A 20985-nucleotide genomic window follows, 5' to 3' on the forward strand; every position below is an offset into this window, starting at 1 on the left:
ACCGCCCGAGCTAGAACCGCCTGAGCTGGAACCGCCTGAGCTGGAACCGCCTGAGCTAGAACCGCCTGAGCTAGAACCGCCAGCGCCGGAACTGCCAGCGCCAGAACTGCCAGCGCCAGAACTGCCAGCGCCGTGACCGCCTGTGCCCGCGCTCGGACCACCCGCGCTCGGACCGCCGGCACTCGGACCGCCGGCACTCGGACCGCCGGCACTCGGACCGCCGGCACTCGGACCGCCGGCACTCGGACCAGCGGCGCTCGGACCAGCGGCGCTCGGACCGGCCGCGCTCGGACCGGCTGCGCTCGGACCGGCTGCGCTCGGACCGGCCGCGCTCGGACCAGCCGCGCTCGGACCGGCCGCACTCGGACCGGCCGCGCTCGGACCGGCTGCGCTCGGACCGGCTGCGCTCGGACCGGCCGCGCTCGGACCGGCCGCGCTCGGACCAGCCGCGCTCGGACCAGCCGCGCTCGAACCGCCCGCGCCTAAACCAGCTCCGCTAAAACTGCCCGAAGGCCGTCCTTCATTCACCTGCGGTGAAACAGGACTCCGAGATGGTGCGCTGGAATGATCAACTAAAGCGGGAACGGACGGGGCTCGGTCAGCTGTGCCAATTTCAGTCCCCCGGGCAGGAGGCGGCGGTGATTTCGCCAGATCATTGGACGAAGGCGCTTGCTGCGTTGGCAGCGTGGGTCGGGTGATGGCGGGCGCGTGCCGAACGATTGTTTTCCCGTGCGGCGCCGGATGGCGGTGATTCTGTGTGACGGCAGGGCGTGCTCGCTCAGGCTCTCGCGTCACCGACTGCGGCGCAGCCGAATCCGGAGCAGGTTCAGCGCGATGATCGGGCGAAGCGGACGACAGAGGCGGCGGGGCGACTTCGGCACTCTCAACCGCAGTTCCTTGCGCGGGAGGCGCTGGTGGTTGCGCGACCTGTGCACTATCCACCGCGGTTCCGTGAGCGGGAGGCGCGGGTGGTTGCGCGATCTGACCGGACCAAGACGTATGTTGCCCTGGCCGCGTCAGTCCGACGATCCCGAGTGCCTGATCGCTGCCGAACCAATCGCCATAAGCGATGACGCCTATGACTCCGACAGCCAATGCGCTTGCCGCCGCAACCCGAAGCGCAAGACGTTTGCGCCGCACAGGCGGCCCAGCCTTGAGGTCGTCATCCGAGCTATCCGCACCGTAGTCGTAATGCGCAAAGTCCGTCTGTCTGAACGGTACGAAATGCTTTGTACCGTCTCGTCTGATCCTTTCATTTGCTACATTCATCTGCCGTCTCCTTGCGGAGTGCTCATCGAAATGAGCCGCGGGACCGTCCTGCGAGCTCGACCCCCTGGTTCCGCTCACGGCAATGGGAGCGGTCTAGCGGCTATCGTAAGCCTGGGCTATGAAAACGCTCGCCATCTTCGTGGCCGATCCGGACGGGTGGCCGGAGTCGCCGTCCCGCGTGCTTTTCCGCGAAGCTCCACAGTTGGCGACGACACGATCCAGATGACGCATTCGCTATGCCTGCCGGGCCGGTGGAAGCGAATGTTCGAGCGGACAGAATGAAAGTGGAACGAAGCCCGACGCTGAAAAACTTCTAATCAGACCCTTCTTGAATTCCCCGAAACCCGTCCATATAATTAGCACTCGCTGCACGTGAGTGCTAACAAGTTCCGCCCGGCTCTCCGGGCGGGTCTACCTCAGCGTCCTTCAGTCTCAATCAGAGAGGAGTATGTATGAACCTTCGTCCTTTGCACGATCGCGTCATCGTGAAGCGTTTGGATCAGGAAACCAAGACCGCCTCGGGCATCGTGATTCCTGACGCCGCGGCCGAGAAGCCGGATCAAGGCGAAGTGCTCGCGATCGGGCCGGGCAAGCGCAACGACAAAGGCGACCAAATCGCGCTCGACGTCAAGGTTGGCGATCGCGTGCTCTTTGGCAAGTACGCTGGCCAGACCGTGAAGGTCGAGGGCCAGGAGCTGCTCGTGATGCGCGAAGAAGACATCATGGCGGTCGTCCAGAAGTAATTCAGGTTCGTATTCCACAAAGATTTCAAGGAGTTAGAAGATGGCAGCTAAAGACGTCGTATTCGGCGACAGCGCTCGTGCCAAGATGGTCGAAGGCGTGAACATTCTTGCCAACGCAGTGAAGGTCACGCTGGGCCCGAAGGGCCGCAATGTCGTCCTCGAGCGCAGCTTCGGCGGCCCGACCGTCACGAAGGATGGCGTGTCGGTCGCGAAGGAAATCGAACTCGAAGACAAGCTCCAGAACATGGGCGCGCAGATGGTGAAGGAAGTCGCGTCCAAGACGAGCGACAACGCCGGTGACGGCACGACGACGGCGACGGTGCTCGCTCAGTCGATCGTCCGCGAAGGCATGAAATACGTCGCGTCGGGCATGAACCCGATGGATCTGAAGCGCGGCATCGACAAGGCCGTGCAAGCCGCCGTGGAAGAGCTCCGCAAGATCAGCAAGCCCTGCACGACGAGCAAGGAAATCGCGCAAGTCGGCGCGATCTCGGCGAACAGCGACGAATCGATTGGTTCGCGCATTGCTGAAGCGATGGACAAGGTCGGCAAGGAAGGCGTGATCACGGTCGAAGACGGCAAGTCGCTCGCCGACGAGCTCGAAGTCGTCGAAGGCATGCAGTTCGATCGCGGCTACCTCTCGCCGTACTTCATCAACAACCCGGACAAGCAAGTCGCCGTTCTCGAGAACCCGTTCGTGCTGCTGCACGACAAGAAGGTCTCGAACATCCGCGATCTGCTGCCGGTGCTCGAGCAAGTCGCGAAGGCCGGCCGTCCGCTCCTCATCATCGCTGAGGACGTCGAAGGCGAAGCGCTCGCAACGCTCGTCGTCAACAACATCCGCGGCATCCTGAAGACCGTTGCGGTCAAGGCGCCTGGCTTCGGCGATCGTCGCAAGGCGATGCTCGAAGACATCGCGATCCTGACGGGCGGCCAAGTGATCGCCGAAGAAACGGGCCTGACGCTCGAAAAGGCGACGCTGCAAGAGCTCGGTCAAGCGAAGCGCATCGAGGTGGCGAAGGAAAACACCACGATCATCGACGGTGCGGGCGACGCGAAGAACATCGAAGCGCGCGTGAAGCAAATTCGCACGCAAATCGAAGAAGCGACGTCGGACTACGACCGCGAAAAGCTCCAAGAGCGTGTCGCGAAGCTGGCTGGCGGCGTGGCCGTCATCAAGGTCGGTGCGGCAACCGAAGTCGAAATGAAGGAAAAGAAGGCACGTGTCGAAGACGCGCTGCACGCTACGCGTGCCGCGGTTGAAGAAGGCATCGTTCCTGGCGGCGGCGTTGCGCTGATCCGCGCTCGCACAGCGATCGACGGCCTGAAGGGCGTGAACGCAGACCAAGATGCCGGCATCAAGATCGTGCTGCGCGCGATGGAAGAGCCGCTGCGTCAGATCGTGACGAACGGTGGCCTCGAAGCGGGCGTCGTCGTGGCAGCCGTTGCCAATGGCAAGGGCAACTACGGCTTCAATGCCGCGACGGAAGAGTACGGCGACCTCGTCGAGGCCGGCGTGGTCGACCCGACGAAGGTTACGCGCACGGCGCTGCAAAACGCGGCTTCGGTGGCGGGTCTGCTGCTCACGACCGACGCCGCTGTCGCCGAGCTGCCGAAGAAGGAAGCCGCTGGTCCTGCCGGTATGCCCGGCGGCATGGGCGGCATGGGCATGGACATGTAATCGGCGTAGCCGACTACCCATGCCGGGGTGCGCCGCAAGGCGCATCCTTCGAAGAAGCCCCGCAGCGATGCGGGGTTTTTCTTGCCCCATAGGTTGTCGTTTGACAACCTATGGGTTCGCCTTTATCCTCTTGCGAATTCACCCGCCGCAGTTGGCGGAGATCAATTGGCATCACGTTCGGCCAATGCAAGGCAGGAATTAAAGATGGAATACACCTTTACCCTGAAGTATCAGTTGCACGACGGGCACGGCGACCCCGACGATTTGATGGAGCGTCTCGGAGCGGCTGGATGCGAGGATGCGCTCGTTGGTATGGGGCAATCGGGGCGTGTTGCGCTCGAGTTCGCGCGTGAGGCCACGTCGGCCGAGGCCGCTTTCGTCAGCGCGCTCGCCGATGTCAGGCGCGCGCTTCCGGGCGCCCGCCTCATCGAGGCTATGCCCGACTTCGTCGGCTTGACCGACGCTGCCGAGGTGATTGGTGTGACGCGGCAGAACATGCGCAAGCTCATGATTTCCCACGCCAAGAATTTTCCGGCGCCGGTGCACTGCGGCACGACGGCAATATGGCATCTCGCGGACATCCTGAGCTGGCTGCAAACTCGTGGCACTTACGAGCTGAAGGCGGGGCTTTTCGAGGTCTCGGCGACCGCCATGCAGATCAATCTCGCGAAGGCGGTCCGTCAGGCTATTCCCGGTGTGCAGCGGCAGGTGGGCGAACTCGTCGCGTGAAGGCGTGCTCAGGCGGGTGGCGGCTTCGGATGAGAGGCGCCGCCTGGCGCTGGCGGGCGAGGCTCGTCGCCCTCGTCGTCGCGTGCCCAAAAGAACCGATCGGGCAGATAGGCGCCCATACCTGGGCGAAATGCGTGCAGCGCGGTCTGAAAGAGGTATTCCTGCGCCTCGCGTGCCGCTTCGGCCGGTTCCTGGCCGTTTGCAAGCAGGGCGGCAATCGCGGTGCCGAGCGTGTCCGTCATCCCCATCACCCGATAGGACGGGCGGTCCCACAAGTCCTGCCGCAACTGACCGTCTTCGCTGAAGAGCGTATTGACGAGCCGGTGCGTGCCGGCTTGCATCGACAAAATGTACTCCGTGCCCTGTGAGAGCAAATGCGCGATGGCCGCGTCGAGGCTCGGAGATTCGGCATCGCCGTCAGGTTGAGCGAGCGCGGCTAGCGTCGCCTGGTCCGCGACGAGGAGGGTAGTTTGCGGTGCAAGCAACTCGGCGATCGATTCCCGCAGCTCGTCGGCCGCGAGCACATGCTCATCGTCCAGGGTGAAGTCGGGCGCCAGGATCAGCGGCACGTCGTCGTAGTCGGAGACGACTTCCGCGATCGCGCTCACCACCTCGGCCTTCGTCGCGGCGCCGACCTTGAAGGCCGCGATCGGCATGTCTTCGAGCAGCATGCGGGCCTGCGTGGCAACGACATCGGGGTCGAGACCGGTCACTTCGTCGCAATTGGCCGAATCGCGCACGGTGTAGCCCGTCAGCACCGACACGCCATGGCAGCCCATGCTGGCGAGCGTCAGCAAATCGGCTTGCAGGCCGAAACCGCCGGTTGGGTCGGACAGACCGAAGGTGAGAACGATGGGTGGGGCGGTGCTGGGCATGGAACGAACGTGGGCGAAGTCGGAAGCTTTGAGAACGGGCGGCGCTTGCGCCGCAATCGGCTCAATTATGCGGCCGAATCCGCCTCGGTGGCTTGCTGCAGTGCGCAAAGAGGCTATCCAGCGCGGCGGCAAAGACGGTACCATCATGGCTCTTTCGATCAATGAACGTGTCGACGCGGCAAAAGAATGGAATTCAAAAGCTGGATGTGCCTCATTTGCGGCTGGATTTACGATGAGGAAGCGGGATTGCCGGAGGAGGGGATCGCTCCCGGTACGAAATGGGAAGACGTGCCGGTGAACTGGACTTGTCCGGAATGCGGGGCACGCAAGGAAGACTTCGAAATGGTCCAGATCTGACCGCACGAGCATAGCGACGGCAAGCGGCAAGCATGCCGTTTTCCTGCCGCGACGCGATTCCCATGACACCTTCCGCCTCGCCCGCCCTCGAAGCCTTGCCGAATCCTCGCGGAGCAGCCGTTCGCGCGGCCGAAACCGCGCTTGCGGAAGCGCGAACGGCGTTCGAATCGCATGCGGCGGTCGGTGCACCGCTTCTGCGGGCCGCGAGTGCGCTGAAGCAGGCAGGATGGCTGCCGGCACAGCGCTTTGCGGATACGCTGGTTCTCGCGTCACCGTTTGCGGACGGTGAGGTCGCGCAGCGGTTCGGTTTGGCGCTCGGCGATTTCCACGCTGCGCTGACACGCCGCAATCTGCGCGAGCTCGCCTGCTCGCCGACGCTTTTCGGCCACTATCGCGCGCTCAATGCGCATATCGTCAGCCACCAGGCGAATGCTTCCGAAGTTGCCTATGAGGACCTCGCGCTAGCGGGCCGGCCGATCGCTCCCGCGGTGATGCGTTCGCTGCCGGCGCAACCGCTTGCCCGCTTGCGGGCGGTCTACGAGGATGCATTGCTCGCCTTGCTGCGGTCGCGCGAATCGACGGCTTCCGCGCTCGACGAGCTCGATCGATGCCTGACTGAGCTCGCCGGCAATGATCCCTACGACGTATGGCGCCTTGCCGCACGTTGCGCACGTGCGTTGCGCCTCGCAGGCCGGGCGACGTCCGGCGGCGATGAGGCGAAGCGTTTTTATGCGCGCTGCAATCTGCTGCTCGCCGACGAGGCGCGCGGTCTCACGGTGGCGCCGCGCTCATTCGTGCGCGCGGCCGTTGCGTTGCTTTGGCGCGACTACGCGCTCTATGGGGCGGCGGCCGAAGACGCCGACGACGTCGCGCTGTTGAGCGACTACGGTCTCACGGTCGATTGGCATGTCGCCGGCTCGTTGGCGTCCGAGGTGGCCTGGGAAGCCAGCGCGGCCGAGGCGGAGCAAAGAGCAGTCCAGGACGATGCGGCCGTGCGTGAGATCGGGGTGTTGTCGATCAACGCAAGCGCGTACGAGGATTTTCTGCAGACTGCCGACGGTGCAATGGCCAAGCTCGCGAATCGCGCGGGTAGGCCGGATGGCACCGTGTTGCCCGGTTCGGCGACCGAGGCGACCGAGTCGGCCGAAGCGGCGTACCGGCTGGGCGCCGCCGCCTGCGCATTGGGGCTCGGCCACGTTGCGGCGCTTGCCGAGGCATTGGGGCTCGCTTGGCGGCTGACGGCGCACGCGCGCGAAATTGCCGCACCGGCGAGGGCGCCCGAGCCCGCCGCAATCGACGGAGCCACGGAGGCGTTGCGCGCGATGCTGCTGCGCGTGGCGGCCGGTGTGGCGCCGCCGGACGCCAACGCTGCTTTCAAGACGATCGCCCAGGCAATCGAGCGCGCCCAGCCGACGCCGGCCGGGCGCGCCTCCTGAGCATCGCCGTCTTCCCTGTCTTCGCTTGGCCAGTCTGATATCGCCGCGCTTCGGCGGGGGCGGACAACGACCGTGATAGAGTGTCTTCAGTGTCTCCGATGAACGGCATGCCGTCCGGCCGCCGCGCGGCGTATTTCGCATATTTGGTGCATTGGCGCGCTTCGTGCGTTTTCGCGCTGGCCCCCCGAAGTCAGGGGGCGATTCCGCACTGTCTTTGCTAAAATTCGTACCATGCCTAAGAGTAACGATCGCATCAACCTGACGAACCAGTTCCTGATTGCCATGCCGAACATGGCCGACCCGACGTTTTCAGGAACGGTGGTCTACCTTTGCGATCACAGCGATCGCGGAGCGCTCGGCCTCGTCATCAACCGGCCGACCGACATCGACCTCGAGTCGCTCTTCAGCCGCATCGATCTCAAGCTCGAAATCGAGCCGCTGCTCCATGTTCCCGTCTATTTCGGCGGCCCCGTTCAGACCGAACGCGGCTTCGTGCTGCACGAACCGGTCGAGGGCAGTTCGTACACGTCGTCCATGGCGGTCACGGGCGGCCTCGAGATGACGACGTCGAAAGACGTGCTCGAGGCCGTGGCGAGCGGCAAGGGTCCGCAACGCTTCCTGCTCACGCTCGGCCATGCCGGTTGGGGCGCGGGTCAGCTCGAAGAAGAAATCTCGAAGAACGGCTGGCTCACGGTCGAAGCCGATCCGCGCATCGTGTTCGAGGTTCCCGCCGAAGAGCGATTCGAAGCGGCGCTGGCGCTGCTCGGCGTATCGCCGTCGATGCTGTCGGGCGACGCGGGACACGCATGAGCAAGCCCGTCGGGCGTGAGGCGACGCTGCTTGCGTTCGATTACGGCGAAAAGCGCATCGGCGTTGCAATCGGCAACGCGTTGACGAAACAGGCTCGCGCGCTCGCCGTCGTTCCCAACCCCAATCGTGAAGCTCGCTTTGCAGCCGTCGGCAAGCTGATCGGCGAATGGAAGCCCGACGCGCTCGTTGTTGGCTTGCCGAGCCATCCCGACGGCACGCCGCACGAGATGACGCGGCTCGCGAAACGTTTTGGCAATCAGTTGAACGGCCGTTTCAATCTTCCGGTGGACTGGGTCGACGAACGATATTCATCGGTCGAAGCCGAAGCGGGTCTGCGCGCGAGCGGTGGGCGGGCCGATATGCTCGATGCTGAAGCGGCGCGCATCATCCTTCAACAATATCTGGACGGTCTGAAGCATGAATGGCATTGACGCCGAAGCGTTCTATCGCGCGTTGCTCGCGCAGGTTCGCGACGCCTACGGCAACGCGTTCGGGCAGCCCGACGGCCCCGCGCTCGCCGGCATTCATAGCGGCGGCGCATGGTTGGCCGAGCGGCTCGCGCACGATCTGGGAGTCGAGGGCTTCGGCGTCGTGAACGTCGCGCTCCATCGCGACGATTACGCGAAGAAAGGCCTGCACAGCCAGGCGAGTCCGACGTCGTTGCCGTTCGACGTCGACGGCCGCAGGATCGTGCTCGTCGACGATGTGCTCTACACGGGCCGTACCGTGCGAGCGGCGATCAACGAGCTTTACGACTACGGCCGCCCCGCCGCGGTCGAGCTCGCGGTGCTGGCCGAGCGCGATGGCCGCGAATTGCCGATTGCGGCGCGCTTCGTCGGCGGCCGCGTCGATCTCGCCGGCGATACGACGCTCGTGCTAGTACGCGAAGCCGACACGCGCTTTTCGTTCCGCACGGAGCCGCGCAGCGACTGAGGCTTTGTCGCTTCCATTCCTTGATTCGTGGGCGTGCTGATCGATCGCATCGTCCGATAGCGGCTAGCGAAACGACCGGCAAACAGTCAACTCAAGTTCGAAACAGGCAACAGACAGAAAGATGAACATCGTCAACGCGGGCCAAGCCGACAACGGCGACCGAGCCGGTACGAGCCCATCGCCAGACCGTTTCCGCTACGGTTTCCTCAAGGGCAACCCGCAGCTCACGAAGAACGGCGAATTGAAGCACCTTTTGACGATCGAGGGCCTGCCACGTGCGATCGTCAATCACATTCTCGATACGGCCGAGCAGTTCGTCAGCGTCACTGATCGCGAAGTAAAGAAGGTACCGCTGCTGCGTGGCAAATCGGTCTTCAACCTCTTCTTCGAGAATTCGACGCGCACGCGAACAACGTTCGAGATCGCCGCGAAGCGCTTGTCGGCGGACGTGTTGAACCTCAACATCAACGCCTCGTCGACGAGCAAGGGTGAGTCGCTGCTCGATACGATCAACAATCTGTCCGCGATGCATGCGGACATGTTCGTCGTGCGGCATGCGTCGAGCGGCGCGCCCTATCTGATCGCCGAGCATTGCGCGCCGCACGTGCACGTCATCAACGCGGGCGACGGCCGCCATGCGCACCCGACGCAGGGCCTGCTCGACATGTACACGATTCGCCACTACAAGCGCGACTTCACGAACCTGCGCGTGGCGATCGTCGGCGATATTCTGCATTCGCGCGTGGCGCGCTCCGATATCCACGGCTTGACCACGCTCGGCGTGCCCGAGGTGCGGGCGGTGGGGCCGCGCACGCTGCTGCCGGGCGGCCTCGAGCAGATGGGCGTGCGCGTGTTCCACAATCTCGACGAAGGGCTGGCGGATGTCGACGTCATCATCATGCTTCGACTGCAGAACGAACGGATGAGCGGCGCGTTGTTGCCTTCGGCGCAGGAGTACTTCAAGAGCTGGGGGTTGACGCCCGAGCGCCTTGCGCGCGCGAAGCCCGATGCGATCGTGATGCACCCTGGGCCGATGAATCGCGGCGTCGAAATCGATTCGCAGGTGGCCGACGGCCCGCAATCGGTGATTCTCAATCAGGTGACGTTCGGCATCGCCGTGCGCATGGCCGTGATGAGCATCGTGGCCGGCAACAACGATTGACGCGAAGATCGGCAGATCGAGAGAGATAGAAGAGAGCAGAGCAGCGCATGAAGATTCATATCCAAGGCGGCACCGTGATCGATCCGGCGGCCGGCACCGAGCGACGAGCGGATGTGTTCATCGCGGACGGCAAGATCGTCGGGAACGGTCTGGCGCCGGCCGATTTCGAAGCGACGAAGACGATCGATGCGAACGGACTTTACGTGGCACCCGGTCTCGTCGACCTTTCCGCACGGCTTCGCGAGCCTGGCTACGAACACAAGGCGACGCTCGAATCCGAAACGGCCGCGGCCCTCGCGGGCGGCGTGACGAGCCTCGTTTGCCCGCCCGATACCGATCCGATCCTCGACGAGCCGGGCCTCGTGGAGATGCTCAAGTTTCGCGCGCGCAACCTCGATCGCGCGCACGTGTACCCGCTCGGCGCGCTCACCGTCGGGCTCAAGGGGCAGGTCATCACCGAGATGGTTGCGCTGACTGAGGCCGGCTGTGTGGGGTTTTCTCAAGCGGATCTGCCGATCGTCGATACGCAGGTGCTCCTGCGCGCGCTTCAGTATGCGAGCACGTACGGCTATACAGCCTGGCTGCGCCCGCTCGATGCGTATCTAGCGAAGGGTGGCGTTGCCGCGAGCGGCGCGGTCGCGTCGCGCCTCGGCTTGTCTGGGGTGCCCGTTGCGGCGGAGACGATCGCGCTGCATACGATTTTCGAGTTGATGCGCGTCACCGGTGCGCGCGTTCACCTACCGCATCTCTCATCGGCCGCCGGAATCGCACTCGTGCGCGAAGCCAAGGCTGAGGGCTTGCCCGTGACGTGTGATGTGTCGGCAAACCACATTCATCTGATCGATGTCGATATCGGCTACTTCGATGCACAGTTCCGCTTCGATCCCCCGTTGCGTTCGCAGCGCGACCGCGAGGCGATCCGCGCTGGGCTTGCCGACGGCACGATCGACGCGATTTGCTCCGACCACACGCCCGTCGACGACGACGAGAAACTGCTGCCGTTCGCCGAAGCGACACCGGGTGCGACGGGGCTCGAGTTGCTACTATCGTTGACGGTGAAATGGGCCGAGGATGCGCGCGTGCCGCTCGCCAAGGCGTTGAACCGCGTCACGGCGGCGCCAGCCGACGTTCTGAAGCTGCCGGCGGGGCGTATCGACGTCGGCGCGACGGCCGACATTTGCGTTTTTGATGCGGGCGCGCACTGGCGAGTTGAGCCTCGCTCGCTGAAGAGCCAGGGGCACAACACGCCGTTCCTCGGCTACGAACTGCCCGCGCGTGTGCGCGCGACGATCGTTGCGGGACGTGTCGCATTCGAGCGGAATTGAGCTCGTCGCATTGATGGCGACGGGACGAGACGAATAAGAGAACTAAGGGTGGACGCGATGAAGGTAGGGCTCGCCAAGATTCGGCTCGTGGTGCATCTGCTGCATGGCATGTGGGTCGTCGCCACGCGCTTTTCCCGCGCGTCGGAGGCGTACAAGAACGCGCGGATCCGTGCCTGGTCGCTGAAGCTGCTGCGCTTGTCGGGCATGCGGCTCGTCGTGCACGGTGACGAGCGCAGGCTCGATCAGGGCGTGCTCGTCGTCGGCAATCACATTTCGTGGATCGACATCTACGTGATCAATGCGTGGCGGCCGACGCCGTTCGTATCGAAGGCCGAGGTGCGCGATTGGCCGATCGTCGGCTGGCTTGCGTACCGGCTCGGCACCGTGTTTCTTCAACGCGAGAAGCGCAAGGACGCGCTGAGGACGATGCACGAGATGGCCGCGCGCCTTCAGAGTGGGGAAGTGATGTGCGTGTTTCCCGAGGGCACGACATCGGACGGCGTGTCGCTGCTGCCGTTTCACGCGAATCTGTTTCAAGCGGCCGTTTCGGCCGGATGTCCGGTGCAGCCGATTTGCTTGCTTTATGAGGATGCGCAGGGACGGCAGACCACGGCGCCCGCTTATATCGGAGAGATGTCGCTTGGTGAATCGCTCGATGCGACGTTGTCTGGCGGGCCGATCACGGCGCATGTTTTCGTGGGCGAACCGATCATGCCCACGAACGACCGGCGCCTCCTCGCGGCGCAGGCGAGAGATGCCGTGGCCTCCGCCCTCACGTGGATGCAGGCGAAGTGGCCGCCGCCCGTTGGCGCCGAAGTGCGGTATGAGCAGATGCCCGATGAGGGACGGCCTGCCGAAGCCGGCGGGGCAGGCGGTGCATGAGAAAGCGCTGTTCGGGAAGGCTGCGATTGGCTTGCTTCATTGGACCGGCGCTTCTAAGCACGCCAACGTTTGCTAGCGTTCGAAGCGCCGACCTTCGATATGTGCGTCGATAAAGCCCGCCAGCTTCGCGACTGAATCGGCGATCCTCGCGCGCGACGTATCGATTACCAGATCCGGCGAAGTGGGCGCCTCATAGGGCGATGTAATGCCCGTGAATTCGCGCAGTTCTCCGTTGCGCGCTTTCGCGTAAAGCCCCTTCGGATCGCGCGATTCGCAAACCTCGAGGCTGCTGTCAACGTGGACTTCGAAGAACCGCTCGCCTACGATCGTTCTGGCGAGCGCCCGATTTGCCGCTATCGGCGAAATCAGCGCGGCGATGACGATGAAGCCCGCGCGCTTGAACATTGCCGCGACTTCCGCGGTGCGCCGGATATTTTCGCGGCGATCGCTGTCGCTAAAGCCCAATCCTGCGTTGAGTCCCGTCCTGAGTATGTCGCCGTCAAGCACCGTCACGAGGTAGCGGTCCGCTTCGAGTTGCTCCTTGAGCGCGTTGGCCAGCGTCGATTTGCCCGCGCCGGAAAGTCCCGTCATCCAGAGCACGCCGCCGTAGCTTTCGGCGGCAAGCTCCATGCGGCGGGACGGCAACTGCCACGCTCGCGCTCGCGATGCGTCGCGTCCGCCTTGTATCGAGCCGCTTTCCGGGCCCAAGCCGTCGAGGGTTCGCAAGATTGCTCCGAAGTTCGTATTCAAATAGCAATTCTAGAAAAGATGACGATTCTCAAGAACCCGGGAATGGTTACGGAATTTTTCACTTGTAATGTTTCGAGATTTGTTGGGCTTGCTGTCGATGAGCGTGCCCATCACGCATTCGATTGCGCCCGTGCGCGTTCGTCGGCGGCACCGCCGCACCCGCCGCAGTCCACCTGCACGAGCGTTCGTTCCGCCGGGTTCGCTGCGAGCCGTACCGCAGACAGGCGATTGCCCCAGACGCATCCCGAATCGAGACCGATGACGTTGTCGCGCATCATGAGGCCGAGCGCCGCCCAGTGGCCGAAGACGACGGTGATATCGGCCGTGCGGCGGCCCGGCGCGTCGAACCAAGGCATGTACCCCAGGGGCGCGGAAGCAGGGCCGCCGTTCGCGGCGAAATCCATCTTGCCGTCGGTGGAGCAGAAACGAATGCGCGTCAGCGCGTTGAATGCCACGCGCATGCGCTCCTTTCGCCGCAGATCCGGGCTCCAAGCGCGCGGCTCATTGCCGTAGAGGTCCGCGAGCGTCTCGGCCCAATCGGGGCCACGCAAGGCGCGCTCCAGTTCCTCGGCCAGTTCGAGCGTCAATGCGGCGTTCCATTGCGGCAGCACACCCGCATGGACGAGGAGCATTCCGCGCTCGAAGTGAGCAAGAGGGCGGTGACGTAACCAGTCGAGCAGGTCGGGGGCATCGGGCGCGGCGAGGATATCGCTCAACGTGTCGCCCGATTTGGTGCGCCTCACGCCGGCCGAGACGGCCAGCAGGTGGAGATCGTGGTTGCCGAGCACGACGGTGGCGCGTGCGCCCAGGCCTGCGACCTCACGCAGCGTGGCCAGAGAGTCGGGGCCGCGGTTGATTAGGTCGCCGGCGAACCAGAGTGGCGTGTCCGCGCCTGCGGGCAGTTGCCCAAGCAGACGCATGAAGGGCTCGTGGCAGCCTTGGAGGTCGCCGAAGGCGAACGGGGTTCCGTCGTAGACAGGGTTGTTCATGGCGAGAGGCGGCAGAGTGCTATGCGTACTTTGTAATGTGTCCGTGCGCACCCGCAACGAGCGAGCCTGACACTTTTTCCGATCGAACTGTACCGCAGCAGACAATTTTTTTCAGATTTGCTCGCTAATTTCAGTGCATAGAATGGGGCCGGCCTAAGACATGAACGAGCGGTTGCCTGTTGGCGAACCGTCGAGCTGACCGAGCAAAGCCAATGCCGACTAAAAATCAGGACCCTCCCACGCGGCGAACGATTCGGCGCGCGTTGATCACGGGCGTTCGAGGCTTTACGGGCGAATACGTGCGCGACGAGCTGTTGCAAGCCGGCTACGAAGTGCACGGCACACTGACTCGGGCCGACCTCGAGCGACAGCCACCCGCCGAGCACGAGCACGTGCTCGACATCACGTCGGTGCATGAGTGCCGGCGTGTCATCGGTACCATTAAGCCGACGCATATCGTTCACCTCGCCGCCATCAGCTTCGTGGCGCACGATATCGCACTCGACATGTATCGCGTCAACGTACTTGGCGCACTGAATGTGCTCCAAGCCTGTATCGACGTAGGGTGCCATCCGGGGAAGGTGTTGATCGCGAGCAGCGCGAACGTTTATGGAAACGCTGCGGGGGTGATTGACGAAAGCGCGCCGCCGGCGCCGGTCAATCACTATGCCGCGAGTAAGCTCGCGATGGAGCATCTCGCGCGAACCTGGAGCGACAAGCTGCCGATCGTCATTACGAGGCCGTTCAACTACACGGGCCGCGGTCAATCCGGTCGCTTTCTCGTGCCCAAGATCGTGTCGCATTTCACGCAACGCCGGCCGTTCGTCGAGCTCGGCAATCTCGACGTCGCGCGGGACTTTTCCGATGTGCGCATGGTCGCTAAAGCCTATCGAGCGCTGCTCGAGTCGTTTGCCGTCGGGGAGACCGTCAATGTCTGCAGTGAGCGGCCACGCACCTTGCGCGAGGTCATCGATATCGTCCGCGAGGTAACGGGGCACGACCCCGAGATTCGAACCAATCGCGCATTCGTGCGCGACAACGAAGTAAAAGTGCTCGTGGGATCGGCGGCCAAGCTGCGCCGATTGGCGCCCTTTGTCACGCCGATCGATTTCGGGGAGACGATTCGGTGGATGTGCGGTGCCGGAATCGATGTCGAGCGTCCATTGACCCTCGAACCGTCTCCTTGATGCGACACTTTTTTGGCCGGCTGGCTGTATCGAGTTGTTAGAACTGAGGGTTTCTGGGCGTGGGGCCTTTATAATTGCAAAATTTGACGTCTCGTCCCCATCCTTCGTAAGGAAACTCCATGATCCTGGTTACGGGTGGCGCCGGCTTCATCGGCGCCAATTTCGTGCTTGATTGGCTGCGGCAGTCCGATGAGGCTGTGCTCAACGTCGACAAGCTGACCTATGCGGGCAATCTCGGCACGCTGAAGTCACTGCTGGGCAACCCGAAGCACGTATTCGCCAGGGTCGATATTTGCGATGGACCCGCCCTCGAGGCACTCTTCGCCGAGCATAAGCCGCGGGCGGTCGTCCATTTCGCGGCCGAGAGCCACGTGGATCGATCGATTCATGGGCCGGCGGATTTCGTTCGTACCAACGTGGTGGGCACTTTTACGCTGCTCGAAGCCGCGCGGAGCTATTGGAACAGCCTCGGCGATACCGAAAAGGCGGCGTTCCGATTTCTGCACGTGTCGACGGACGAGGTATTCGGCTCCCTGTCCGCAAGCGATCCTCAGTTCTCTGAAACGACGCCGTATGCGCCGAACAGTCCTTATTCGGCGACGAAAGCGGGTTCCGACCATCTTGTGCGTGCGTACCACCATACCTACGGTCTGCCGACCTTGACGACGAACTGCTCGAACAACTATGGTCCCTATCAGTTCCCCGAGAAGCTCATTCCGCTGATGATCGCGAACGCGCTCGGAGGAAAACCGTTGCCGGTCTACGGCGACGGCCAGAACGTGCGTGACTGGCTTTACGTCGGCGATCATTGCGCCGCGATTCGCGAAGTTTTGGCACGTGGAAAGCTTGGCGAGACGTATAACATCGGCGGCTGGAACGAGAAGAAGAACCTCGATGTGGTTCATACGCTTTGCGATTTGCTCGACAAGGCGCGTCCGAAGGCCGCCGGTTCGTACCGCGAGCAGATCACGTATGTGAAGGATCGGCCTGGGCACGACCGCCGGTATGCGATCGATGCGCGCAAGCTCGAGCATGAACTCGGGTGGAAGCCGGCCGAGACTTTCGAGACGGGCTTGGCGAAGACCGTGCAGTGGTACTTGGATAATTCCGAGTGGGTCGACGAAGTCGCTTCCGGGGAATATCGGAAGTGGGTTGAGACGAACTACGCGCAACGCGCGTAAAGGCGGGGGACATGGCACGCAAGGGAATCGTTCTCGCGGGTGGCTCTGGTACGCGGCTTTATCCGATTACGCATGCGGTTTCAAAGCAGTTGCTGCCCGTGTACGACAAGCCGATGATTTACTACCCGCTGTCGACGTTGATGGTGGCCGGCATTCGGGATGTATTGATCATTTCGACGCCGCAGGATACGCCTCGCTTCGAAGCGATGCTTGGCGATGGAAGTGCGTGGGGGATGAATATCCAGTACGCCGTTCAGCCATCGCCCGATGGTCTTGCGCAAGCGTTCATCATCGGGAAGGACTTTATCGGCAACGATCCGTCGACGCTGATTCTCGGCGATAACATTTTCTACGGGCACGATCTTGCGAAGCAGCTCGAGCGGGCCGCTGCCAAGGATTCGGGTGCTACTGTGTTCGCCTATCACGTGCACGACCCAGAGCGATACGGCGTGGTGGAGTTCGACCGGCAGTTCCGAGCGTTGTCGATCGAGGAGAAACCGAAGGCGCCGCGCTCGAACTATGCGGTGACGGGGCTCTATTTTTACGACAATCGCGTTTGCGATGTCGCGGCGGATATCAGGCCGTCGGCTCGCGGCGAGCTCGAGATTACGGATGTCAACTCGCGGTACCTCGAAGCGGGTTCGCTCGAAGTCGAGATCATGGGCCGCGGCTACGCTTGGCTCGATACCGGAACGCACGATTCGCTTATCGAGGCCGCTACTTTCATTGCGACTCTGCAAAAGCGGCAGGGGCTCGTCGTTGCGTGCCCCGAAGAGATCGCATATCGCCGGGGATGGATCGACGCGGAGAGGCTGCTCAAGCTCGCCGAGCCGCTCGCTAAGAACGGCTACGGACAATACCTGAAAAACATTCTCACGGATCAAGTGGCATGGCCATCCAAGTAACAGCGACTGCATTGCCCGAAGTGAAGATCATCGAGCCGAAGGCGTTCGGTGACGCGCGCGGGTTTTTCTTCGAAAGTTTCAACGCGCGCGAGTTCGAGGACAAGGTCGAGCCGGGTGTCGAGTTCGTGCAGGACAATCATTCGCGCTCGGCGAAGGGCGTGCTGCGCGGATTGCACTATCAGATTCAACATGCGCAAGGGAAGCTCGTGCGTGTGGTGGAAGGTGAAGTCTTCGACGTGGCGGTTGATATTCGGCGTAGCTCGCCGAATTTCGGAAAGTGGGTGGGCGTTGTCTTGTCGGTGGAGAACCACAAGCAGCTGTGGGTGCCGCCTGGCTTCGCACATGGGTTCGTCGTTCTCTCCGAGTCGGCTCAGTTTCTCTACAAAACGACCGATTATTGGTTCCCGGAGTTCGAGAGGAGTATCGTCTGGAACGATCCCGAGATCGGTATCGAGTGGCCGATCGATTTCGAGCCGGTTCTCGCTGCGAAGGATGCGGCAGGGAAGCGACTTTCCGAAGCCGACGTTTTTGAGTAAGGGGCCGACGTGAGCGAGAGTGACATGAACCGGACGATCCTCGTGACCGGTGCCAACGGGCAGGTCGGATTCGAGCTGGTGCGGACGCTGCAGGGGCTCGGGAACATCGTGGCCGCAGATCGCATGATGCTCGATTTGGCTGATCTCGCGAAAGTACGGGAGGTGGTGCGCCAGGTCCGCCCTGCGCTGATCGTGAATCCTGCCGCCTATACGGCAGTCGATAAGGCCGAAAGCGAGCCCGAGCTTGCGACGCGGATCAATGGAGAGGCGCCTGGCGTGCTGGCTGAGGAAGCAGCAAAGATCGGCGCGGCCCTGATTCATTACTCCACGGATTACGTTTTCAACGGCGACAAAGACGGTGTTTACCTCGAGGACGATCCGACGGATCCGCAGAACGTCTATGGGCAGACCAAGCTTGCCGGTGAGCGGGCGATTGCGGCATCTGGCGCGCATCACCTGACGTTTCGCACAAGCTGGGTCTACGGTGCGCGCGGCAAGAACTTTCTGCTGACGATGTTGCGCCTCGGCGCGGAGCGGCCAGAGTTGAAAGTCGTCGCAGACCAGATCGGAGCGCCCACATGGAGCAAGACGATTGCGGCCATGACGGCGAACGTCGTGGCGCAGGCATTCGCGGCGAACGATCCGCAGTGGTGGAATCAGCGCTCCGGCATTTATCAACTGACGGCTGCCGATGCTACGTCATGGCATGGGTTTGCCTCTGCGATTTTTGAATGCGCGAAGTTCGACCCGGCGCCGAATGTACTGCCCATCACCACGTCGGACTATCCTACGCCCGCGAGAAGGCCCGCCAACTCTCGCATGTCGAATGAGAAGCTCGCAAGGGTATTCGGCCTGACGGCACCGCATTGGCGCGACGCGCTTCAATGGTGTCTGGCAGAGCTGGCGGGGGCTGCGCGTGCATCTTGAACCGGTGCGGGAAGCGTCATTCCGAAGGGCTTCGTTCCCGAACGAGCAGCTTTGCTGAGGGGGGCAGTGTGACTTTATTGCCAATTATCCTGTGCGGTGGGGCCGGTTCCAGACTATGGCCCGTTTCGCGAGAGTTGCATCCGAAGCCGTTCATTCGCATGGCGGGCGGGCGCAGCCTGCTGCAAATGGCATTTTTGCGGGCCGCATCGTTGCCGGACGTGAAAGAGGTGCTTACGGTGACGAACCGCGAGCTCTTCTTCAGGACGGACGATGACTTCAGGGAAGTCAACACCCGCGGATGTCTGACTTCGTTCATTCTCGAGCCGTTCGGGCGAAACACGGCTGCAGCCGTCGCCTCCGCTGCAATGCATACCGCGCGCGCGCACGGGGAAGACACCGTCATGCTCGTGCTTCCGGCTGATCACCTGATTGCGGATCAGCAAGCCTTTGCTGATGCCGTGGCAGCAGCGAGCGCGCTTGCACAGGCGGGCAAAATCGTGACGTTCGGCATTCGCCCGCAGACGCCTGAAACGGCATACGGCTACATTGAGGCGGACGGGGAGGCTGTCGTTCGTTTTGTCGAGAAGCCGTCCCTCGAAAAAGCGCGCGAGTATGTCGGGTCAGGCAGGTTCCTCTGGAATTCGGGGATGTTCTGCTTTACTGCAGGCGCGATGATTCGCGAAATCCGCGAACACTGTCCGGACATTCTTGACGCGGTGACTGAGTGTATCGCCAAGTCACCGTCCGCTGGCGGTGACGAGGGGACGCAAATACGGCTCGACCCCGTCAGCTTCGGCACAGTGCCCGATATTTCGCTGGACTATGCCGTGATGGAGAAATGCAAGACGGCCGCGGTGGTTCACTGTGAGCTAGGATGGTCGGACGTCGGATCGTGGACGGCGCTGAGTGAGCTTTCGCCCGCGGACGAAAACGGTAATCGTGTCGAAGGCCAGGCGCTGCTCGTTGATGTCAAGGATTGCTACGTGCGTAGTGAGGACCGGATGGTTGGCGCGGTCGGCATCCAGAATCTGATCGTGATCGATACGCCCGATGCGCTTCTTGTGGCCGAGAAGCAACGTGCGCAGGATGTAAAGCAGATCTACGCCGAACTGAAATCGCTTGGTCACGAGACGTACAAAGTGCACCGCACGGTGCACAGGCCGTGGGGTAGCTACACTGTCCTCGAAGAGGGGGATCGGTTCAAGATCAAGCGTATTGTGGTGAAGCCGGGCGCGAGCCTCAGCCTGCAAATGCATCATCACAGAAGTGAGCATTGGGTCGTCGTGAGCGGCACGGCGAAGGTCGTCAATGGCGATCGCGAGTTGCTGGTTTCCATTGATGAATCGACCTACATTCCGGCGGGACACAAGCATCGGCTGGAAAACCCGGGCATGATCGACCTCGTCATGATCGAGGTGCAAAGTGGCGAATATCTGGGCGAGGATGACATCGTCCGGTTCGAAGACAATTATGGGCGTGCTTAAATGGATGTAACGTTTGTCAGCGACGGCGCGGATGTCACTCGTCACACGCAAGACGATGATCTGATCGTTGGTATCAAGTCTGCTCGGATCTGGGGCACATTGGGCTGGCACGACATCCGCCAGCGCTACCGCCGCTCGGTGATTGGTCCGTTCTGGTTCACACTGAGCACCGCGATCATGGTTGTCGTGCTGGGAGCCCTGTATTCCACGTTGCTCCACCAGGAGATTTCGGACTACCTGCCGTATCTGGCAGTTGGCCTCGTGATGTGGGGCTATCTGGCAGCGGTGGCGAACGAAGGTTGCATGGCCTTTATCTCAGCGGCCTATCTGATCAAGCAGATCCGCCTGCCATTGACGATTCACGTCTGCCGGATCGCGTGGCGCAATTTCGTGATTCTTCTACACAGCCTGCCGGTGGTCGTGGTGCTGCTGGTCGCCTTCGGTCGATGGCCGAAGCCCGAGTTCCTACTCGTGCCGCTCGGCTTGGCGTTGCTTCTTCTGCATGGCGTGTGGGTGGGTGTCACCCTCGGTGTCCTTTGCGCACGCTTTCGCGATATTCCACCAATCGTCACGAACCTGATTCAGGTCGTGTTTTTCTTCACGCCCGTGATGTGGTCGCCTGAGATCTTGAAAAACCGAGCGTGGGTCGCCGAGTACAACCCGCTCTATCACCTGATCGAGACAGTGCGCGCGCCGCTTACGGGGCGACCCATACATTGGGAATCGTGGGCATGGTCCGTTGGTCTTCTGATCGTTGGCTTCGCGTTCGCGCAGTTTTTGTTGCGGCGTTTTCGTAATCGCGTTCCTTATTGGCTCTGAAGAAT

General features: G+C 62.5%; 22 protein-coding genes. 19 read left to right on the plus strand and 3 right to left on the minus strand.

Annotated features, from left to right (window positions below; all coding sequences use genetic code 11):
* Positions 1–142: 142 nt before the first annotated feature.
* The 4 genes from C9I57_RS10585 to C9I57_RS10600 all read left to right on the plus strand — a co-directional run bounded on the left by C9I57_RS10585 (position 143) and on the right by C9I57_RS10600 (position 4422).
* Positions 143–568: a hypothetical protein gene (locus tag C9I57_RS10585; protein ID WP_107150557.1), complete on the plus strand. Its 426-nt coding sequence runs from the start codon at positions 143–145 to the stop codon at positions 566–568.
* Positions 569–1721: 1153 nt separating this feature from the next.
* Positions 1722–2012: a co-chaperone GroES gene (gene groES, locus C9I57_RS10590; RefSeq protein ID WP_018442381.1), complete on the plus strand. Its 291-nt coding sequence runs from the start codon at positions 1722–1724 to the stop codon at positions 2010–2012.
* A gap of 40 nt (positions 2013–2052) precedes the next feature.
* Positions 2053–3693, plus strand: a complete 1641-nt coding sequence (gene groL / locus C9I57_RS10595; RefSeq protein ID WP_107150558.1) for a chaperonin GroEL — start codon at positions 2053–2055, stop codon at positions 3691–3693.
* 204 nt (positions 3694–3897) lie between these two features.
* A complete protein-coding gene (locus C9I57_RS10600) occupies positions 3898–4422 on the plus strand; it encodes a helix-turn-helix transcriptional regulator (protein WP_107150559.1) in 525 nt (174 codons plus the stop codon).
* Between the two features lie 8 nt (positions 4423–4430).
* Here the strand turns inward: C9I57_RS10600 and C9I57_RS10605 are convergent, their stop codons facing one another.
* Entirely contained in the window at positions 4431–5297 is an 867-nt protein-coding gene (locus tag C9I57_RS10605; protein ID WP_107150641.1) for a hydroxymethylpyrimidine/phosphomethylpyrimidine kinase, read from the minus strand.
* A 186-nt stretch (positions 5298–5483) separates the two neighbouring features.
* On the opposite strand from C9I57_RS10605, the gene C9I57_RS10610 reads away from it, so the two are divergent.
* From C9I57_RS10610 to C9I57_RS10645, 8 genes are all read left to right on the plus strand, one after another.
* The gene (locus tag C9I57_RS10610) at positions 5484–5654 is read left to right on the plus strand and encodes a rubredoxin (RefSeq protein ID WP_107150560.1); all 171 of its coding nucleotides are present in this window, start codon (positions 5484–5486) and stop codon (positions 5652–5654) included.
* A 62-nt stretch (positions 5655–5716) separates the two neighbouring features.
* Positions 5717–7090 carry a hypothetical protein gene (locus C9I57_RS10615; protein ID WP_258187585.1) on the plus strand — a complete coding sequence of 458 codons (1374 nt, stop codon included), beginning with the start codon at positions 5717–5719 and terminating at the stop codon, positions 7088–7090.
* 231 nt (positions 7091–7321) lie between these two features.
* Entirely contained in the window at positions 7322–7900 is a 579-nt protein-coding gene (locus tag C9I57_RS10620) for a YqgE/AlgH family protein (RefSeq protein ID WP_107150562.1), read from the plus strand.
* Positions 7897–8331, plus strand: a complete 435-nt coding sequence (gene ruvX / locus C9I57_RS10625) for a Holliday junction resolvase RuvX (RefSeq protein WP_107150563.1) — start codon at positions 7897–7899, stop codon at positions 8329–8331. The genes C9I57_RS10620 and ruvX overlap by 4 nt, the downstream gene beginning before the upstream one ends.
* Positions 8318–8833 (plus strand): bifunctional pyr operon transcriptional regulator/uracil phosphoribosyltransferase PyrR, encoded by a 516-nt coding sequence (pyrR, locus tag C9I57_RS10630; RefSeq protein ID WP_107150564.1) that lies wholly within the window; start codon positions 8318–8320, stop codon positions 8831–8833. Before ruvX ends, pyrR begins: the two co-directional genes overlap by 14 nt.
* Before the next feature lie 121 nt (positions 8834–8954).
* Complete coding sequence (locus tag C9I57_RS10635; protein ID WP_018442372.1) at positions 8955–9995, plus strand: aspartate carbamoyltransferase catalytic subunit; 1041 nt, start codon at positions 8955–8957, stop codon at positions 9993–9995.
* Between the two features lie 47 nt (positions 9996–10042).
* The gene (locus tag C9I57_RS10640; protein WP_107150565.1) at positions 10043–11320 is read left to right on the plus strand and encodes a dihydroorotase; all 1278 of its coding nucleotides are present in this window, start codon (positions 10043–10045) and stop codon (positions 11318–11320) included.
* Between the two features lie 57 nt (positions 11321–11377).
* Positions 11378–12202 carry a lysophospholipid acyltransferase family protein gene (locus C9I57_RS10645; RefSeq protein ID WP_107150566.1) on the plus strand — a complete coding sequence of 275 codons (825 nt, stop codon included), beginning with the start codon at positions 11378–11380 and terminating at the stop codon, positions 12200–12202.
* A gap of 72 nt (positions 12203–12274) precedes the next feature.
* Here the strand turns inward: C9I57_RS10645 and cysC are convergent, their stop codons facing one another.
* Together cysC and C9I57_RS10655 are read right to left on the minus strand one after the other, a co-directional pair.
* Positions 12275–12928: an adenylyl-sulfate kinase gene (gene cysC / locus C9I57_RS10650; RefSeq protein WP_440130192.1), complete on the minus strand. Its 654-nt coding sequence runs from the start codon at positions 12926–12928 to the stop codon at positions 12275–12277.
* 134 nt (positions 12929–13062) lie between these two features.
* Positions 13063–13941 carry a symmetrical bis(5'-nucleosyl)-tetraphosphatase gene (locus C9I57_RS10655; protein ID WP_107150567.1) on the minus strand — a complete coding sequence of 293 codons (879 nt, stop codon included), beginning with the start codon at positions 13939–13941 and terminating at the stop codon, positions 13063–13065.
* A gap of 212 nt (positions 13942–14153) precedes the next feature.
* On the opposite strand from C9I57_RS10655, the gene C9I57_RS10660 reads away from it, so the two are divergent.
* The 7 genes from C9I57_RS10660 to C9I57_RS10690 all read left to right on the plus strand — a co-directional run bounded on the left by C9I57_RS10660 (position 14154) and on the right by C9I57_RS10690 (position 20980).
* Complete coding sequence (locus C9I57_RS10660; RefSeq protein ID WP_107150568.1) at positions 14154–15128, plus strand: GDP-mannose 4,6-dehydratase; 975 nt, start codon at positions 14154–14156, stop codon at positions 15126–15128.
* Positions 15129–15247: 119 nt separating this feature from the next.
* Entirely contained in the window at positions 15248–16309 is a 1062-nt protein-coding gene (gene rfbB / locus C9I57_RS10665) for a dTDP-glucose 4,6-dehydratase (protein ID WP_107150569.1), read from the plus strand.
* An 11-nt stretch (positions 16310–16320) separates the two neighbouring features.
* On the plus strand, positions 16321–17214 hold the full coding sequence (gene rfbA / locus C9I57_RS10670; RefSeq protein WP_107150570.1) for a glucose-1-phosphate thymidylyltransferase RfbA: 894 nt from the start codon (positions 16321–16323) through the stop codon (positions 17212–17214).
* On the plus strand, positions 17199–17750 hold the full coding sequence (gene rfbC, locus C9I57_RS10675; protein WP_107150571.1) for a dTDP-4-dehydrorhamnose 3,5-epimerase: 552 nt from the start codon (positions 17199–17201) through the stop codon (positions 17748–17750). The genes rfbA and rfbC overlap by 16 nt, the downstream gene beginning before the upstream one ends.
* 9 nt (positions 17751–17759) lie before the next feature.
* Positions 17760–18677 carry a dTDP-4-dehydrorhamnose reductase gene (rfbD, locus tag C9I57_RS10680; protein ID WP_440130193.1) on the plus strand — a complete coding sequence of 306 codons (918 nt, stop codon included), beginning with the start codon at positions 17760–17762 and terminating at the stop codon, positions 18675–18677.
* Positions 18678–18745: 68 nt separating this feature from the next.
* Entirely contained in the window at positions 18746–20161 is a 1416-nt protein-coding gene (locus C9I57_RS10685; RefSeq protein WP_107150573.1) for a mannose-1-phosphate guanylyltransferase/mannose-6-phosphate isomerase, read from the plus strand.
* Positions 20162–20980 carry an ABC transporter permease gene (locus tag C9I57_RS10690; protein WP_107150574.1) on the plus strand — a complete coding sequence of 273 codons (819 nt, stop codon included), beginning with the start codon at positions 20162–20164 and terminating at the stop codon, positions 20978–20980. It begins immediately after the preceding gene.
* The last annotated feature ends 5 nt before the right edge of the window (positions 20981–20985 follow it).

The organism is Trinickia symbiotica (assembly GCF_003028655.1).
Lineage (GTDB): Bacteria > Pseudomonadota > Gammaproteobacteria > Burkholderiales > Burkholderiaceae > Trinickia > Trinickia symbiotica_A.

What these genes read in the sequence shown, in the direction of transcription:
- groES (WP_018442381.1), top strand. Translation starts at nt 1,722, where the DNA reads ATGAACCTTCGTCCTTTGCACGATCGCGTCATCGTGAAGCGTTTGGAT.
- groL (WP_107150558.1), top strand. Translation starts at nt 2,053, where the DNA reads ATGGCAGCTAAAGACGTCGTATTCGGCGACAGCGCTCGTGCCAAGATG.
- C9I57_RS10600 (WP_107150559.1), top strand. Translation starts at nt 3,898, where the DNA reads ATGGAATACACCTTTACCCTGAAGTATCAGTTGCACGACGGGCACGGC.
- C9I57_RS10605 (WP_107150641.1), bottom strand. Translation starts at nt 5,297, where the DNA reads ATGCCCAGCACCGCCCCACCCATCGTTCTCACCTTCGGTCTGTCCGAC.
- C9I57_RS10610 (WP_107150560.1), top strand. Translation starts at nt 5,484, where the DNA reads ATGGAATTCAAAAGCTGGATGTGCCTCATTTGCGGCTGGATTTACGAT.
- C9I57_RS10615 (WP_258187585.1), top strand. Translation starts at nt 5,717, where the DNA reads ATGACACCTTCCGCCTCGCCCGCCCTCGAAGCCTTGCCGAATCCTCGC.
- C9I57_RS10620 (WP_107150562.1), top strand. Translation starts at nt 7,322, where the DNA reads ATGCCTAAGAGTAACGATCGCATCAACCTGACGAACCAGTTCCTGATT.
- ruvX (WP_107150563.1), top strand. Translation starts at nt 7,897, where the DNA reads ATGAGCAAGCCCGTCGGGCGTGAGGCGACGCTGCTTGCGTTCGATTAC.
- pyrR (WP_107150564.1), top strand. Translation starts at nt 8,318, where the DNA reads ATGAATGGCATTGACGCCGAAGCGTTCTATCGCGCGTTGCTCGCGCAG.
- C9I57_RS10635 (WP_018442372.1), top strand. Translation starts at nt 8,955, where the DNA reads ATGAACATCGTCAACGCGGGCCAAGCCGACAACGGCGACCGAGCCGGT.
- C9I57_RS10640 (WP_107150565.1), top strand. Translation starts at nt 10,043, where the DNA reads ATGAAGATTCATATCCAAGGCGGCACCGTGATCGATCCGGCGGCCGGC.
- C9I57_RS10645 (WP_107150566.1), top strand. Translation starts at nt 11,378, where the DNA reads ATGAAGGTAGGGCTCGCCAAGATTCGGCTCGTGGTGCATCTGCTGCAT.
- C9I57_RS10655 (WP_107150567.1), bottom strand. Translation starts at nt 13,941, where the DNA reads ATGAACAACCCTGTCTACGACGGAACCCCGTTCGCCTTCGGCGACCTC.
- C9I57_RS10660 (WP_107150568.1), top strand. Translation starts at nt 14,154, where the DNA reads ATGCCGACTAAAAATCAGGACCCTCCCACGCGGCGAACGATTCGGCGC.
- rfbB (WP_107150569.1), top strand. Translation starts at nt 15,248, where the DNA reads ATGATCCTGGTTACGGGTGGCGCCGGCTTCATCGGCGCCAATTTCGTG.
- rfbA (WP_107150570.1), top strand. Translation starts at nt 16,321, where the DNA reads ATGGCACGCAAGGGAATCGTTCTCGCGGGTGGCTCTGGTACGCGGCTT.
- rfbC (WP_107150571.1), top strand. Translation starts at nt 17,199, where the DNA reads ATGGCCATCCAAGTAACAGCGACTGCATTGCCCGAAGTGAAGATCATC.
- C9I57_RS10690 (WP_107150574.1), top strand. Translation starts at nt 20,162, where the DNA reads ATGGATGTAACGTTTGTCAGCGACGGCGCGGATGTCACTCGTCACACG.